The sequence below is a fragment of the Isoptericola variabilis genome (assembly GCF_050311655.1).
In the GTDB taxonomy this organism is placed as follows: domain Bacteria; phylum Actinomycetota; class Actinomycetes; order Actinomycetales; family Cellulomonadaceae; genus Isoptericola; species Isoptericola variabilis.
In genome coordinates this window covers 58,736-73,823 of sequence record NZ_JBNOZM010000003.1, presented here as the reverse complement: position 1 = coordinate 73,823, position 15,088 = coordinate 58,736, and the positions used below count along the sequence as shown (strand labels likewise).

General features: G+C 73.5%; 11 protein-coding genes. All 11 read right to left on the bottom strand.

The window, feature by feature from the left end:
- The 11 genes from ACQP60_RS07555 to ACQP60_RS07505 all read right to left on the bottom strand — a co-directional run bounded on the left by ACQP60_RS07555 (position 1) and on the right by ACQP60_RS07505 (position 14,898).
- Entirely contained in the window at positions 1 to 2,622 is a 2,622-nt protein-coding gene (locus tag ACQP60_RS07555) for a heavy metal translocating P-type ATPase (protein ID WP_429730171.1), read from the bottom strand.
- A gap of 187 nt (positions 2,623 to 2,809) precedes the next feature.
- A complete protein-coding gene (locus ACQP60_RS07550; protein ID WP_429730168.1) occupies positions 2,810 to 3,187 on the bottom strand; it encodes a heavy-metal-associated domain-containing protein in 378 nt (125 codons plus the stop codon).
- 35 nt (positions 3,188 to 3,222) lie between these two features.
- Positions 3,223 to 3,564, bottom strand: coding sequence for a metal-sensitive transcriptional regulator (locus ACQP60_RS07545; RefSeq protein ID WP_429730165.1), 342 nt, complete (start codon positions 3,562 to 3,564; stop codon positions 3,223 to 3,225).
- Between the two features lie 45 nt (positions 3,565 to 3,609).
- On the bottom strand, positions 3,610 to 5,895 hold the full coding sequence (locus tag ACQP60_RS07540) for a glycoside hydrolase family 3 N-terminal domain-containing protein (RefSeq protein WP_429730162.1): 2,286 nt from the start codon (positions 5,893 to 5,895) through the stop codon (positions 3,610 to 3,612).
- Between the two features lie 110 nt (positions 5,896 to 6,005).
- Positions 6,006 to 7,181, bottom strand: a complete 1,176-nt coding sequence (locus ACQP60_RS07535; protein WP_429730159.1) for a glycoside hydrolase family 1 protein — start codon at positions 7,179 to 7,181, stop codon at positions 6,006 to 6,008.
- 79 nt (positions 7,182 to 7,260) lie between these two features.
- Positions 7,261 to 8,184, bottom strand: a complete 924-nt coding sequence (locus tag ACQP60_RS07530; RefSeq protein WP_429730155.1) for an alpha/beta fold hydrolase — start codon at positions 8,182 to 8,184, stop codon at positions 7,261 to 7,263.
- Positions 8,181 to 9,869 (bottom strand): ABC transporter ATP-binding protein, encoded by a 1,689-nt coding sequence (locus tag ACQP60_RS07525; RefSeq protein WP_429730152.1) that lies wholly within the window; start codon positions 9,867 to 9,869, stop codon positions 8,181 to 8,183. The genes ACQP60_RS07530 and ACQP60_RS07525 overlap by 4 nt, the downstream gene beginning before the upstream one ends.
- Positions 9,866 to 10,837, bottom strand: a complete 972-nt coding sequence (locus tag ACQP60_RS07520) for an ABC transporter permease (protein ID WP_429730149.1) — start codon at positions 10,835 to 10,837, stop codon at positions 9,866 to 9,868. The genes ACQP60_RS07525 and ACQP60_RS07520 overlap by 4 nt, the downstream gene beginning before the upstream one ends.
- Positions 10,838 to 10,842: 5 nt before the next feature.
- Positions 10,843 to 11,823 carry an ABC transporter permease gene (locus ACQP60_RS07515; protein WP_429730146.1) on the bottom strand — a complete coding sequence of 327 codons (981 nt, stop codon included), beginning with the start codon at positions 11,821 to 11,823 and terminating at the stop codon, positions 10,843 to 10,845.
- Between the two features lie 122 nt (positions 11,824 to 11,945).
- Entirely contained in the window at positions 11,946 to 13,607 is a 1,662-nt protein-coding gene (locus ACQP60_RS07510) for an ABC transporter substrate-binding protein (protein ID WP_429730143.1), read from the bottom strand.
- Positions 13,608 to 13,767: 160 nt separating this feature from the next.
- Complete coding sequence (locus ACQP60_RS07505) at positions 13,768 to 14,898, bottom strand: LacI family DNA-binding transcriptional regulator (protein WP_429730140.1); 1,131 nt, start codon at positions 14,896 to 14,898, stop codon at positions 13,768 to 13,770.
- Positions 14,899 to 15,088: the final 190 nt, after the last annotated feature.

Sequence of the window (15,088 nt, the reverse complement as noted above, 5' to 3'; positions counted from 1 at the left end):
TCAGCCGGCGCGGCGCAGGCGGAGCGAGTTGCCGACGACGATGACGGACGACGCGGCCATGGCCGCCCCGGCGATCATCGGGTTGAGCAGCCCCGCCGCGGCGAGCGGGATGGCCGCCACGTTGTAGGCGAACGCCCAGAACAGGTTCTGCTTGATCACGCGCAGCGTGCCGCGGGACAGCCGGACGGCCGCGGGGGCGGAGCGCAGGTCGCCGCGGACCAGCGTGATGTCGCTCGCCTCGATCGCGACGTCGGTGCCCGTGCCCATCGCGAGCCCGAGGTCGGCGGTGGCGAGGGCGGCGGCGTCGTTCACGCCGTCGCCGACCATCGCCACGACCCGGCCCTCGGAGCGCAGCCGCGCCACGACCGCCGCCTTGTCCTGCGGCAGCACGCGGGCGATGACGTCCTCGTCCGCGATGCCGACCTCGCGGGCGGCGACGCGGGCCGCGCCCTCGCCGGCGCCGGTGAGGAGCACGGGGCGGAGCCCGAGGTCGCGCAGCTCGCGCACGGCCTCGGCGGACGTCGCCTTGACCGGGTCGCGCAGCACGACGACGCCGCGGGCGGCGCCGTCCCACGCGACGACGACGGCGCTCGCCCCGGTGGCCTCGGCGTCGGCGAACGCGGCCGCGAGGTCGCCGTCGAACGCGACGCCCTGACCGGCCAGCCACGACGGCTGCCCGACGAGCACGCGCCGGGCGTTGAGCCCGCCGTCCACGGCCAAGCCGCCCGCTGTCGAACCGAGGCCGGAGTGCGCCCGCCGCACGACCGCCTCGACCCCGCCGCCCGGCGTCGCGCGGAAGTCGAACGCCTGGAGCGCGCCGATCCCGACGCCGTCCGCCCCCGTCCCGCCCGACGTGTCAGGGCCAGGACGGGCCACATCCCGGTGTGGCCCTGACAGCTCGGCGGCTGCGGCCGCGACGGCGTGTGCGATCGGGTGCTCGCTCAGCGCCTCGACGGCGCCGGCGTACGCCAGCACCTCCCGCTCCCGCGAGTTGTCAGAGTCACGGGGGGCCATACCCCGCTGCGCCTCGGACACGTCCGGGACGAGGACGCGCTCCACCTGCATGCGGCCCTCGGTGACGGTGCCGGTCTTGTCGAGGACGACGGTGTCGACGCGGCGCGTGGACTCGAGGATCTCCGGGCCCTTGATGAGGATGCCGAGCTGTGCGCCGCGGCCGGTGCCGACCAGCAGCGCGGTGGGCGTCGCGAGGCCGAGGGCGCAGGGGCAGGCGATGATCAGCACCGCGACGGCGGCCGTGAATGCGAGCTGCAGGTCCGCGCCCGCGAGCAGCCAGCCCACCAGCGTGAGCACGGACAGCCCGATGACGATCGGCACGAAGACGGCGGAGATGCGGTCGGCGAGCCGTGCGACGGGCGCCTTGCCGGTCTGCGCCTGCGACACCAGCCGCCCGATCTGCGCGAGCGTCGTCTCCTCGCCCACGCGCGTCGCGCGCACCAACAGGTGTCCGGACGTGTTGACGGTCGCGCCGGTGACGGCGTCACCGGGCCCGACGTCGACCGGTACGGGCTCGCCGGTGAGCAGCGACGTGTCGACGGCGCTCGCGCCCTCGACCACCTCGCCGTCGGTGGCGACCTTCTCGCCCGGCCGCACGACGAACACGTCGCCGACGCCCAGGTCCGCGACGGGCACGCGCTCGGTGACGCGGCCGCCGTCGGGCCCGACGACGGGCGTGCCGTCCGCGGCGAGCCGCACCCGCTCGGCGTCCTTGGCGCCCAGCTCGAGCAGGGAGCGCAGGGCGTCGCCGGCGCGCCGCCGGGAGCGGTGCTCGGCGTAGCGGCCGGCGAGGAGGAACGTCGTGACGACGGCCGCGACCTCGAAGTACAGCTCGGGCGCGCCGCCGGACTCGGACGGGATCAGGGACGGCCGCATCCGCATGCCGAGCTCGCCCGCGCCGCCGAGCGTGAGCGCCCACAGCGACCACAGGGTCGCGGCGATCACGCCCAACGAGACCAGCGTGTCCATCGTGGACGCGCCGTGCCGGGCGGCCCGCGCGGCGGCGGTGTGGAACGGCCACGCGCCCCACGTCACGACCGGCAGCGCGGCGGCCGCGACGACCCACTGCCAGCCCGTGAACTGCAGCGCCGGGATCATCGACAGCGCCACCACCGGCACGGTGAGGATCGCCGACGCGACCAGCCGGCGCCGCAGGTCCGCGCCGCGCGCGTCGCCCGGGGCCGAGGTGTCGGACGTCGCCTCGGCCGCCGTGTCGGACGTCGTCTCGGACGCCGTGTCGGACACCGGGCGTGCCGGGGTGCGCGGAGCGGCCGGCGTCTCGGTGGGCACCGGGGCCGCCGGCGCAGGCCTGGGGGCGGACGCGGGCGGGGCGACGTCGCGCCGGCCGGTGACGCGGGCGCCGTAGCCGGCCTTCTCGACGGCCGCGACCAGCGCGGCGTCGTCGACGGGTGCGGTGAGCTCGACGTGCGCGCTCTCGAGCGGCAGGTTCACGGTGGCGGTGACGCCGTCGACGCGGTTGAGCCGCTTCTCGACCCGTGCCACGCACGACGCGCAGGTCATGCCCTCGATGGCGAGGTCGATCTCCAGGATCGGAGGGCCGGCGGCGGGTCCTGCCGGGTCGACCGGCGAGGACGTGGGGGTGCTCATGAGGGTGACTCCCTGAGGTGCTGGGTGGAGGTCACCCGCGACGACCCGGGGCGGCGGGGTCGCGGTGGGGGCGCCGGTCGGGTCGACGACGGCGCGGCGCGGAGGGCCTGGGTCGCTCGGGCTCGTGGTGGTCGAGCGGGCGACGGTTCGGCAGGCGGTCCGCGGGGGTGGCTGGGGAGCCGTGGACTCAGGCGCGCGGGGGCACGGCCAGGTCGTAGGTCTTCTGCGCGGGGGCGGTGTCGGCCGAGGCCTCGCCGGTGCCGCAGCCGCAGGCGCAGTTGTGCGCCTCCTGGCGGGCGGGCGCCTGCGCGGCCTGCTGGGCGGCGAGCGCGTCGGCCTGGACGGCGACGGACTCGACCTCGTAGCCGGCCTCGTCGACGGCCTCGCGCAGCGCGGCCTCGTCGAGCGGGGCGTCGGAGAAGACGGCGACGTCGGAGGTGCCGCCGGCGCGCAGCTCGACGCTGACGTCGACGACGCCCGGGACGGCGGAGAGGTCCTTGGTGACGTGCGCGACGCAGTTGCCGCAGGTCATGCCGGTGACGCCCAGGGTGGTGACGGTGCTCATCGGTGCTCCTTCGATGGAGGGTGGGTGGCGGGTGTTCAGGAACGGACGAGGCGGCCGATGGCGTCGGCGGCCTCCTTGACCTTGGCGGCGCCCTCGGCCTCGGAGGCGCGGGCGGCGTCGACGACGCAGTGGCCCAGGTGGTCCTCGACCAGGCCGATGGACACGGCCTGGAGCGCCTTGGTCACGGCGGACACCTGGGTGAGGATGTCGATGCAGTAGACGTCCTCGTCGATCATGCGCGCGATGCCGCGCACCTGGCCCTCGATGCGGCGCATGCGCTTGAGGTAGGCCTCCTTGTCGGAGGCGTAGCCGTGCGGCCCGTCGTGCTGGTGCGCGGGGCCGTCGAGGACGTCGGTGGGTGCGGTCGTCTCGGTCATGTGTCCCACCATACCCCTAGGGGGTACTTCGTCAACCCCTTCGGGTCACCCGATGCGGAACGGCGCCGCCAGCAGGTCCTCGCGCCGCGAGCTGGGGCCGACGAGCAGCTCGAACTCGCCCGCCTCGACGACGCGGCGGCCGGCGGCGTCGACGATCGTGCAGCCGGCGGCGGGCACCTCGACCTCGACGACGACGCGCTCGCCCGGCGCCAGCGGCACCCGGCGGAAGGTCTTCAGTTCCCGGTCCGCCCAGGTCACGGACGTGACCCGGTCGCTCACGTACACCTGCACGGTCTCCACCGCCGGGCGGGCCCCGGTGTTGGTGACGGTGACGCGACCCCGCACCAAGCCGTCGGCCGCGACGTCGGCGGCGTCCAGCTCCAGGCCGGAGTACTCGACGCTCGTGTACGAGCGCCCCTCCCCGAAGACGTACGGCGGCCGCTGCGTGAGGTCCGCGTACCGCGTGCCGTGCTGGCCGCGCACCTGGTGGTAGAACACCGGCTGCTGGCCGGCGTGCAGGGCGTAGGAGATCGGGAGGCGCCCGGTGGGCTCGACCAGCCCGAGCAGCAGCTCCGCGACGGCGCGGCCGCCGCGCATCCCGGGGTTGGCGGCGTGCACCAGCGCGGCGGCGCGGCCCACGGCCTCCGGCAGCACGAGCGGCTTGGACGCGACGAGCACGACGACGACGGGCGTGCCCGTGTCGACCAGCCGCTCCAGCAGCTCGACCTGGCCGCCCTGCAGCTCCAGGGTCGCGGTGGACTTCCCCTCGCCCGCCAGCGCGACCTCGTCGCCCAGCACGGCGACGACGACGTCCGCGGCACGGGCGGCGTCCTCCGCCTCGGCCAGCAGGGCCGGGTCGGACGGCGCGGGCAGCGCGGCCGGCGGGCGCGGCTGGCCGTCGGGGAAGTGCGTGCCGTCCGGGTCGGGGCCCAGCTCGACGATGTTCGCGCCGCGGGCGTAGGTGACCTCCCACGACGCCGGGGCGACGGCGCGCAGCCCGTCCAGCACGGTCTCGGTGAGCTCGCGCGGGTGCCCGTCGCGGATCCAGCTCACCTGCCCCGACGCGCCCGCCCAGTCGCCGAGCTGCGCGTGCGGGTCGTCCGCGTTGGGTCCGACGACGGCGACGCGCAGCGCCGCGGCGTCGGCGGAGGCGACCGCGCGGCCCTCGTCGTCCGCCACGAGGCCGCCCGCGAGCGGCAGGGTGCCGTCGTTCTCCAGCAGCACGAGCGAGCCGCGCGCGACGTCGAGCGCCAGGTCGCGGTGCGCGGCGGAGCCGACGACGGCCTCGATGCGCTCGGCGACGGGTGCCCGCGGGTCCTCGAACAGCCCGAGGTCGACCTTGAGGCGCAGGATGCGCCGCACCGCGTCGTCGAGCCGCTCCTCGTCGATGCGCCCGTCGGCGACGGCCTCCTGCGCGCCCTCGAAGAACCGCGGCGTCGCCATGATCACGTCGTTGCCGGCGTCGACGGCGGCGGCCGACGCGGCGGCATGGTCCGGGCTGACGAACTGCTCCCACACCATGCGGCCCACGTTGTCCCAGTCGGTGACGAGGGTGCCGTCGAAGCCCCACTCGTCCTTGAGCACGCCCTGCAGCAGCCAGCGGCTGGTGGTGATCGGGACGCCGTCGATGGCCTGGTAGCCGATCATCACGGTGCGCACGCCCTCGCGGACGACGCGCTCGAACGGCGGCAGGAACCAGGAGCGCAGCTTGCGCGGCGTGAGGTCCGCCTCGGTGGCGTCGCGGCCGCCCTGCGTCTCGGAGTAGCCGGCGAAGTGCTTCGCCGTCGCGAGCACCGCCGTCGGGTCGGTGAGCCCGTCGCCCTGGTAGCCGCGCACCATCGCGGCGCCCAGCTCGCCGATGAGGTACGGGTCCTCGCCGAACGTCTCGTTCACGCGGCCCCAGCGCAGGTCGCGGGTCGCGCACAGCACGGGGGAGAAGGTCCAGTGCAGGCCGGTCGCCGCGGCCTCGACCGCCGTCGCGCGCGCCGCCCGCTCCACGAGGTCGAGGTCCCAGGTGGCCGCCATCCCCAGCTGGCTGGGGAAGACCGTGGCGCCGGGGAAGAACCCGTGCCCGTGGATCGCGTCGTCGGCCACCAGCAGCGGGATCCCCAGCCGCGTGCCGCGCGCCAGCTCGATCGCCTCCACGACGCGCGACGGCGACGCGTGCAGGATCGACCCCGCCAACCGGCCGACGACGATCTCGGTGAGGTCGTCCATCGCGTTGAGCTGCAGCATCTGCCCCACCTTCTCGGGCAGCGTCATGCGGCGCAGCAGGTCCTCCACCCGTTCGGCCGGGGACAGGGACGGGTCGCGGTACGGCTGGTCGGTCATGGGTACACGGTCCTCGATCGGTGCGGGAACGGCGAGATCGAGGCACCCGCCACGAGATCGACCTTCGGTGGGTCGACGTCGGCGCGGGTGCCTCGATCTCGGGGAGGGGGTCAGCGGACGGTGAGGCCGTTCGCCTGCGCGACGGAGCCGAGCCAGCCGAGCGACGGCTTCGGGCGGCGCTCGAACGTCTCCTTGTCGAACTCGACGAGCCCGAACGTGGGGCGGAAGCCGGACGCCCACTCGTAGTTGTCCAGCAGGCTCCAGTGCAGGTAGCCGCGCACGTCGACGCCGTCCTGGATCGCGGAGTGCAGGCCGGCCAGCGCGCCCTCGGTGTAGTCGATCCGGCGCGCGTCGTCCTGCGTCGCCATGCCGTTCTCGGTGACGAACACCGGCACGCCCTGCGTCTTCTCCCACGCCGAGCGCACGCCGTGCTCGAGCGCCAGGGGGTAGTACTCCCAGCCGGTGAGCGTGGTCTCGACGCCCTCGGGCACCTGGCGCGGGCCGTCGGGGCCGATGATGGTGCGGGTGTAGGCCTGGACGCCCACCCAGTCGTCGCCGCGGGCGGCCTCGAGGTACCAGTCGTCGCGCTGGTGGCCGTACTCGTGCGCCACGTCCTCGCAGCCCGGCTCGGGCTGGAAGTCCTGCGTGGCGACGGTCCAGCCGGAGCTGATCCCGCCCACGCCGGCGAGGATCTCGCGCGCCCGGGTGTGGCACTCGAGCAGCGTGTCCGCGACCTGCAGGTCGGGGGCGGGCAGGCCGTAGGCGACCAGGTTGGCCGGGTCCTCGCCGCCCGCGATCATCGCGGCGATGTTCGGCTCGTTGATGGTGCAGACGTAGTCGACGTCGTTCCCGAGGATCGGCAGGGCGAGCTCGGTGAAGCGGGCGAAGCGGTCGGCCGCCTTCGGCGAGCGCCACATGCCCTCCTCGTAGAACCAGCGCGGCACCGTGAAGTGCATCAGCGTGACCATCGGCGTGATGCCGAGCTCGAGGCACGTCTCCACCATGCGGCGGTAGTGCGCGATCTCGGCGCGCGAGACGAAGCCCTCCTCGGGCTCGATCCGCGCCCACTCGATGGAGAAGCGGTACGTGTCGAGGCCGGCGTCGCGCAGGAGCGTCATGTCCTCGCGGTAGCGGTGGTAGCTGTCCGCGGCGTCGCCGCTGGGCTCGACGATCGAGGTGCCGGCGGCGTGCTCGCGCACCCACCAGTCGCTGGAGACGTTGTTGCCCTCGATCTGGTGGGCCGCGGTGGCGGCGCCCCAGCGGAAGCCCTCGGGGAAGTGCAGCACGGGATGGTCCTTACGTAGTGCGGTCGTGCGGTTGCGTGGGTGCGGCGCGCCGGGCGCCGTCGTGGGCCGGTGCGGGCGGTCAGCGCCCGCCGGCGGTCGACCAGAAGTCGGCCAGGAGGTCCGCCGTCGCGGCGGGGTTCTCGACGTTGGGGAGGTGGCCGGCGTCGGGGATCACCTCGTAGCGGGCGCCGAGGCGCTCGGCCATGGCGCGCTGCCACGGCTGCGGCCACGCCGCGTCGTCGACGCCGTGCGCGACCAGCACCGGCAGGCCGGCGGCGGCCAGGCCGGGCGTGACGTCGTGGACGTCGGCGAGGACGTCGATGGCGCCCAGCAGGTTGTCCGTGCTCGTGGCGATCGACCGGTCCCGCAGGAAGCGGGCGTCGACGTCGAGGTCGGCCAGGGCCTGCGGGTCCTCGACCAGGCGCCGCGCGAGCGCGGGGTTGTCGAGCGTCCACAGGTCGACCAGCCCGGCGGCGCCGAGCAGCCGGTCGCGCTCGGCGTCCTTGCGCCCGGGCCAGCCGTGCGGCCCCGAGCAGAGCATCGTGAGGCTGGCGAACGGCGCCGGGGCGCGCACGACCGTGGCCGACGCGACCGTGCCGCCGAAGCTGTGGCCCAGCAGGTGGAGGGCACCGGGCTCGATGCCGGCCGCCGCGCTCACGACGGACGCGACGTCGAGCGCGTCGCCCGTGAAGTCCTCGCGGCGGTAGGAGCCCGTCCCGCGCGGCGCGGCCGAGTCCGCCTGCCCGCGCTGGGAGTACGTCCACGCCTCGACGCCGCGCTCGGCCAGCAGCGGCAGCAGCAGCCGGTGGTCCTCCCGCGACCCGGTGAACCCGGGCACGAGCAGCGCGACGGCGCGGCGCTCCACGCCGTCCGGCACGACCGACCGCAGCGCCGTGAGCGGGCCCACCGGCACGTCCAGCACCAGCGGCTCGACGCCGTCGGGCAGCGGCAGCACCGAGAACGGCGTGCCGGGCCGGACGGCCGTCGAGGCGGGCGCCGTCACGACGCGGCCCCGTCGGAGAAGCGGCGCGCGGGCTGCGGGATCGCGTCGAGCAGCTGCGTCGTGTACGCGTCCTCGGGGAACCGCAGCACCTGCGTGGTGCCGCCGGACTCCACGACCTTGCCGTGGTGGAGCACCATGATCTGGTCGGTGACGACGCGCGCGGACAGCAGGTCGTGCGTGATGTACAGCAGCGAGACGCCGAGGCCGGCGCGCAGGTCCTCGAGCAGGCTGAGCACGCCGGCGCGCAGCGACACGTCGAGCATCGAGACGGGCTCGTCGGCGATGAGCACCTGCGGGTTCGACGCCAGGGCGCGCGCGATGACGACGCGCTGGCGCTGCCCGCCCGACAGCTGGTGCGGCAGCTTGGCCGCGTACTGCTCCACGGGCGTGAGGCCCACCGTGTCCAGCAGCTCCAGCACGCGCTCGCGTGCGGCCTCGCCCTTGAGCCCGGTGAAGTTCTCCACCGGCCGGGTGAGCGTGTACTCCACGGTGTGCAGCGGGTTGAGCGCCGAGTACGGGTCCTGGAACACCATCTGGACGTCCGCGTGCAGCGTCTTGAGCTGGCGGCGGCGGAGCTTGTCGACCCGCAGGTCGCCGAACGTCACCGTGCCCGACGTCGGTCGCTCCACGCCCGTGACCATCTTGGCGATCGTCGACTTGCCGGAGCCCGACTGGCCCACCAGCGCCATCGCCGCGCCCGGCTCCAGCCGGAACGAGACGTCGTCGACGGCGGTGACGGCCTTCTCGCCGCGACGCGGAGGCGGGTACACCCTCGACACGTGGTCGACGACGATCGCGTCGTGGGCGGCGGCACGCCCCGCGCGGGTGGCGCCGTCCTGCGCGCCGTCCGCCGCCGTGGTCGCGGCCGCCTTGCGCTCGAAGCCCGGCAGCTCGACGACCTCGGCGCGCGGGTCGGCGTAGTGGCTCAGCAGCATCTGCGTGTACGGGTGCGCCGGCGCGGAGAAGATCTGGCGGGAGGCCCCGTCCTCGACGATCTCGCCGTCGTGCATGACGACGACGCGCTCGGCCGACTCCAGCACCACGCCCAGGTCGTGCGAGATGAGCACCGCGGTGAAGCCCTCCGCGGCCTGGAGCTCGCGGATGGTGTCCATGACGGCGTGCTGGACCAGCACGTCGAGGGCCGTGGTCGGCTCGTCGAACACCATGAGGCGCGGCTCGAGCGACAGGGCCAGCGCGATGGAGACGCGCTGGCGCATGCCGCCGGACAGCTCGCCGGGGTAGCGGTCGAGCACCGTGGACGGCAGCTGCACCTTGTCGAGCAGCTCGACGGCGCGCTGGCGGCGCCTCGCCTTCGGCACGTGGCCGTGCGCGGCGAAGATGTCGCCGAAGTGGTGCGCGATCGTGCGCACCGGGTTGAGCGCGTTCATGCCCGACTGGAGCACCATGGCGAACCCGCCGCGACGCTGCACGCGCAGCTCCTCGGCGTCCAGGTGCGCGATGTCGGTGCCGTCGAACACGATGCGCCCGCCGGAGATGCGCGCCGGCGCCTTGGCGAGGCGCGTGATCGCGAAGCCGAGCGTCGACTTCCCGGAGCCGGACTCGCCGACCAGGCCCACGAACTCGCCCTGCTCCAGGCTGAGGTTCGCGTGCTTCACGGCGTGCGTCGGCACCGCCCCGCGGGGCTCGTAGACGACGGACAGGTCCTGGATCTCGAGCAGGCTCATCGGCCGGTCCCTTCCCGCAGGCGCGGGTTGGACAACCCGTCGACGCCGAAGTTCACGAGGGTCATGGAGGTCGCCAGCAGCGCGATGCACAGACCCGGGGCGAACAGGAGGATCCACTGGCCCGTGAGGATCGCCATCGAGTTCTGGGCCCAGAAGATCATCGAGCCCCAGCTCACGGTGGCCATGTCGCCCAGGCCGAGGAACGACAGCCCGGACTCGGCGAGCACCGCCGACGTCGCGGCGCCGAAGAACGACCCCGCGATCATCGAGGTCATGTTCGGCAGGATCTCGCGGAAGATGACGCGGGCCGAGCTCTCGCCGGAGAAGATCGCCGCCGTGACGAAGTCGCGCGAGCGCAGCGACTGCGTCTGCGAGCGCAGCACGCGGGCGCCCCACGCCCAGCCGGTGATGACGACGACCAGGATGATCATCGGCAGCCCGCCGTTCTGCAGGTACGCCGCGATGATGATCATCAGCGGCAGGCCGGGCATCACGAGGAACAGGTTGACGAGGAAGTTGACGACGTCGTTGCCCCAGCCGCGCAGGTAGCCCCACGACAGGCCGATGACGACGGCGACGACGGTCGACAGGCCGCCGGCGACGAAGCCGACGAGCAGGGAGACGCGCGAGCCGTAGATCACCTGGGACAGCACGTCCTCGCCGGCGCCGGTGGTGCCGAGCCAGTGCGCGGCGCTGCCGGGCTCGTTGCGGGCGAACGAGTCGTCGTGCGGGGAGTACGGCGCCAGCAGCGGCGCGAAGATCGCCATGAGGACGAACAGCCCCAGGATGACGAGCCCCACGCGCGCCTTCGGGTTGGCCCACACGGTGGCGAACGCGCGGCCGAGCACCTGGCCGGTGCGGCCGAGGCGGGTGCGCGCCGGGCGGGCGGGGCCGCGGACGGCCTCGGGGGCCGGGCCCTCGGGATCGGGCGTCGTGGCGGGCTTCGTGGTGGTCGGGTCAGCAGCCATCGGGGTCACCGCCTCGTTCGGGGGTCGAGGACGCCGTAGAGGATCTCCACCAGGAAGTTCGCGAGCAGCACGCTCACCGTGATCATGAGGAAGAGGGCCTGCATCAGCGGGAAGTCCTGGTTGGTGACGGCGTTGAACAGCAGGTAGCCGACGCCGGGGTACGCGAACACTTGCTCCACGAGCAGGGAGCCGCCGACGACGCCGCCGAGCGCCATGCCGAACCCGGTGAGGTTGGGCAGGATCGCGTTGCGGGCGGCGTAGCGGATCGCGACGGTGCGGCCGCGCAGGCCGTTGGCCTCGGCGAACGTCACGTAGTCGTCGCCGAGCGTGTTGATCATCGTGTTGCGCATGCCGAGGATCCAGCCGCCGAGCGACGTGATGAGGATCGTCACCGCAGGCAGCGCCGCGTGGTACAGCACGTCGCCGAGGAACTCCCACGACAGGTTCGGCACCGCGGTGGCGGAGTAGGCGCCCGAGGTGGGGAACCAGCCGAGCACGTAGCCGAGGAAGAAGACGATGAGCAGCGCGGTCCAGAAGTAGGGGAACGCGGAGAGGAAGCTGCCGGCCACGGTGGGCAGCGAGTCCATCCAGGTGCCGCGCTTCCAGGCCGCCCCGATGCCGATCAGGGTGCCGAGCACGAACGCCACGACGGTCACGGCGCCGACCATGATCAGCGTCCAGGGCAGGGCGCCGGCGACGAGCTCGGAGACCTGCTGCGGGAAGAAGGTGTAGGACACCCCGAAGTCGAGGTGGATGACGTTGTTCAGGTACGTGACGTACTGGTCCCAGATGCTGCCGCCGGGCACGCCGAGCTGGGCCTCGATCGCCGCCTGCACCGACGGCGTCACGGGGCCGTTCTGGGCGAGCTTGGCGATGGCCGCGTCGGCGGGCGAGCCGGGCATGAGGCGCGGGATGACGAAGTTCAGCGTCACCGCCGCCCACAGCGTGAGGACCAGCAGGCCGAGCTTGCGGAGCGCGTAGCGCAACGGAGCCTCCGGGTCGGTGGTCGGTCGGGGTGGGGTCGTGCGGGCGATCGTCGTGGGTGGGCTCGTGGCCCTGTTTCGTGTCGGAGCAGGGCCACGAGCCCACCCACAACGTTCTGACCGGGTCAGCCCTGGGCGGGCTTGAGGTGCGTGAGGATCAGCAGCGGGGTGGAGTCCCACGTCTTCGGGGAGGCGTAGGGGTCGTCCGCGCTGGGCCAGCCGGTGAAGTTCTTGTTCGAGAACAGGCCCCACGAGCCGCCGTAGAACAGGGCGATCATCGGCAGCTGCTCGTACGTGATCTGCTCGAGCTGGTGCGTGATCTCGAGCTGCTTCGCCTCGTCGGTGGTCACCTTGAGCTCGGCGAGCAGGTCGTCGGCCTCCTGCGACTCGAAGCGGCCGAAGTTGCCGGCGGCGGTCTTGCCGACGGGCAGCAGGAACTCCGAGCCCATGAGGCCGTTGTAGTCCTGGAACGGCTGGCCGGTGCCGCCGACGGTGCCCATGATCATGTCGAAGTCGCCCGTGCGGAGCTCCTTTTGGTAGGCCGCGGCCTGCGGCTGCACCACGGTGACGTCGATGCCGATCGCGGTGAGCTGACCCTTGACCTGCTCGACGCCCTGCAGCCAGTCGGACCAGCCGTTCGGGGTGGTGATCGTGATCTTCAGCGGCTTGCCGGACTTGTCGACGAGCTTGTCGCCCTTCTTCGTGTACCCGGCCTTCTCGAACGAGGCGAGGGCGGCGTCGGTGTCCTGGTCGACGTAGCCCTGGTTCGGGATCGACGTGTCGAGGATGGCCTCCTGGTTGGGCAGCATGAGCCCGGTCTGGCTGGCCCGGTCGACGTAGCCCTGCTCGGCCTTGTCGGCGATGACCTGCTTGTCCAGCGCCAGCGCGATGCCCTTGCGGAAGTCGACGTTGTCGTACGGCGCCTTCGTCATGTTCGGGATCAGCGAGATCGCCGCGCCCGCCGGGAACCAGTAGGTGTTGTTCTCGGGGTCGGCCTTGACCCAGGTGTCCTCGACGTCGCTCATGAACGCGTAGGCCCAGTCGTAGCCGTTGTTGACGATGTCCAGCTCGGAGTTGGCGGCGGGCTGCACGAGCTCCTCGACGGCCACCTTGTCCGCCTGCCAGTACTTCTCGTTCTTCTTCAGCGTGTACTGGTTCGGCGTGAACTCGCCGAGCGTGTAGGGGCCGGACCCCACGGGCTCCTCGTTGGTCCAGGTGACCGGGTCCTCGACGTCCTTCCAGATGTGCTCCGGCACGATGAGCTGCTGGGCGAGGATCTTCGCGGCGGGGACGTCCTCCGTCTGCAGGTGCATGACGACGGTCTTGCCGTCCACCTCGACCGACTTCAGGTGCGACCACGCGCCCTTGAGGTCCATCTCGGGGTGCTTCTTGACGAGGTCGAACGAGTACTTGACGTCCTCGGCGGTGAGGGGCTCGCCGTCGGACCACGTCACGCCGTCACGCATGGTGAAGACGACGGTCTTGGCGTCGGGCTGCTCGTACCCCGTGGCGAGCCAGGGGGTCTCCTCGCCGCTCATCTCGTTGATGATGACCAGCGGCTCGTACATGTACGTCGTCGTGTTGCGCTTGCCGGACGAGTACGGGTTGAAGTTCCGGTCGAACGTCGGCGAGCCGTTGTCGGCCGCGATGAGCATCGACGTCGCGCCACCGGTGGCGGCGTCGTCCCCCTTGTTCTGCACCGGTGCCGAGCAGGCCGCAGTGGCCAGCACCGCGACGGTGGCCGCGATGGCGGCCAGGCGCCGCCCCGAGCGCGCTGTGCGCGTCATGGACATCCACTCCTCTTCGTCGAGGCCTCTCCTGTGAGGGCCCGCGCACGCCGGGGTCGGCGTGCGACGTCCCGGCGAGTGTATGCGCATACATTTCGGAGCGGCAAACCGCGTGGCCACCGGCCCGGGCGGGCTCGGCGGGACGCCCGGTCGGCGGGCGTCACGCGCAGCCGCAGCTCTCGCGGAGCAGCACGCGCACGGGCAGGTTCACCGTGGCCGCCGGCGCCGACGGGTCGGCGAGCCGCGACCGCAGCAGCTCCACGGCCGCGCGGCCCAGCTCGACCATCGGCTGGCTCACCGTGGTGAGCCGGGGGATGGACGCCTGCGTGGCGTCGATGCCGTCGAACCCGGTGAGCACGACGTCGCCCGGCACGTCGACCCCGGCCTCGGTGAGCACGTCGAGGAAGCCGAGCGCCGTCTGGTCGTTGGAGCACACCAGCGCGCGGGGGAGCGCGTGGCCCGTGGGGCCCGTGCCGCGGCCGGTGACGTGCGCCGCGAGCATCGTCCGGGCGAGGTCGCGCGCCCCGGCCCGCGTGAAGTCGCTGCGCGCGGCCGGCTCGCCGGGCACCTCCAGCCCTGCCGCGGCGAGCGCGTCGCGGAAGCCCTGGAAGCGCTCGTGCGCGTCGGGGGAGTCGAACGGGCCGCCCACGAACGCGAGGTCGCGCAGGCCGTGGTCGGCGATGAGGTGGTCCACCAGGGCGCGGGTGCCCGCGCGGTTGTCCACCGAGATGTGGTCGTAGGCGTCGTCCTGCGGCGGGCCGGCCATCACGACGACGGGCACGCGGCGCGCGATGTGCGCCAGCAGGTCGTCGGGCACCGACTTGGACAGCACGGCCAGCCCGTCCACGCGCCCGGCGAGCTCGTTGACCGCCTGCGCGCGGCGCAGCCCGCGCGCGACCCCGATCATCACCGCGTGGCCGGTGCGCCACGCCTCGAGCTCCGCGCCGCGCATCACCTCGCCGAGGTACAGGTTGCTCCAGCGCGCCGTGACCGGGCCGCCGACGTCGCGCACCACCTCGACCGCCTCACCCACCCGGACCGGGTCGGGCAGGTCGTCGACCTCGTCGATGCCGTCCACGTCGGGGAAGCACAGGCCGAGCACGCCCGTGGAGCGCGCCGCCAGCCCCCGCGCCGCGCCGGAGGGCACGTAGCCCAGCTCGCGGATCGCCTCGTGCACCACCGTGCGGGTGCGCTCGCGCACGTCGTCGGGGCGTCGCAGCACCCGCGAGACCGTCGCGATCGAGACCCCCGCGCGCTGCGCGACGTCGTACACCGTGGGGGCCTTCGCCACCGGAACTCCTTGACCGCATGCCTCGCCCGCACGGCCGTGCGAGCGGTCCCACGATAGTGACTGCGCATACATCGGGGCATCGCCACCCGTCGCGGGCGCCCTGCGCTCGCCGAGCGGTACGGACGAAACGCCCATACGGTGTGCTCGACCGCCGCCGACCTCGCGGCGGGCATCACACGCGACGAAGGAG

Bases quoted from the DNA above. Each gene is read 5' to 3' on its own strand.
- ACQP60_RS07540 (WP_429730162.1), bottom strand. From the start codon at position 5,895: ATGACCGACCAGCCGTACCGCGACCCGTCCCTGTCCCCGGCCGAACGG.
- ACQP60_RS07555 (WP_429730171.1), bottom strand. From the start codon at position 2,622: ATGAGCACCCCCACGTCCTCGCCGGTCGACCCGGCAGGACCCGCCGCC.
- ACQP60_RS07510 (WP_429730143.1), bottom strand. From the start codon at position 13,607: ATGACGCGCACAGCGCGCTCGGGGCGGCGCCTGGCCGCCATCGCGGCC.
- ACQP60_RS07520 (WP_429730149.1), bottom strand. From the start codon at position 10,837: ATGGCTGCTGACCCGACCACCACGAAGCCCGCCACGACGCCCGATCCC.
- ACQP60_RS07550 (WP_429730168.1), bottom strand. From the start codon at position 3,187: ATGAGCACCGTCACCACCCTGGGCGTCACCGGCATGACCTGCGGCAAC.
- ACQP60_RS07525 (WP_429730152.1), bottom strand. From the start codon at position 9,869: ATGAGCCTGCTCGAGATCCAGGACCTGTCCGTCGTCTACGAGCCCCGC.
- ACQP60_RS07545 (WP_429730165.1), bottom strand. From the start codon at position 3,564: ATGACCGAGACGACCGCACCCACCGACGTCCTCGACGGCCCCGCGCAC.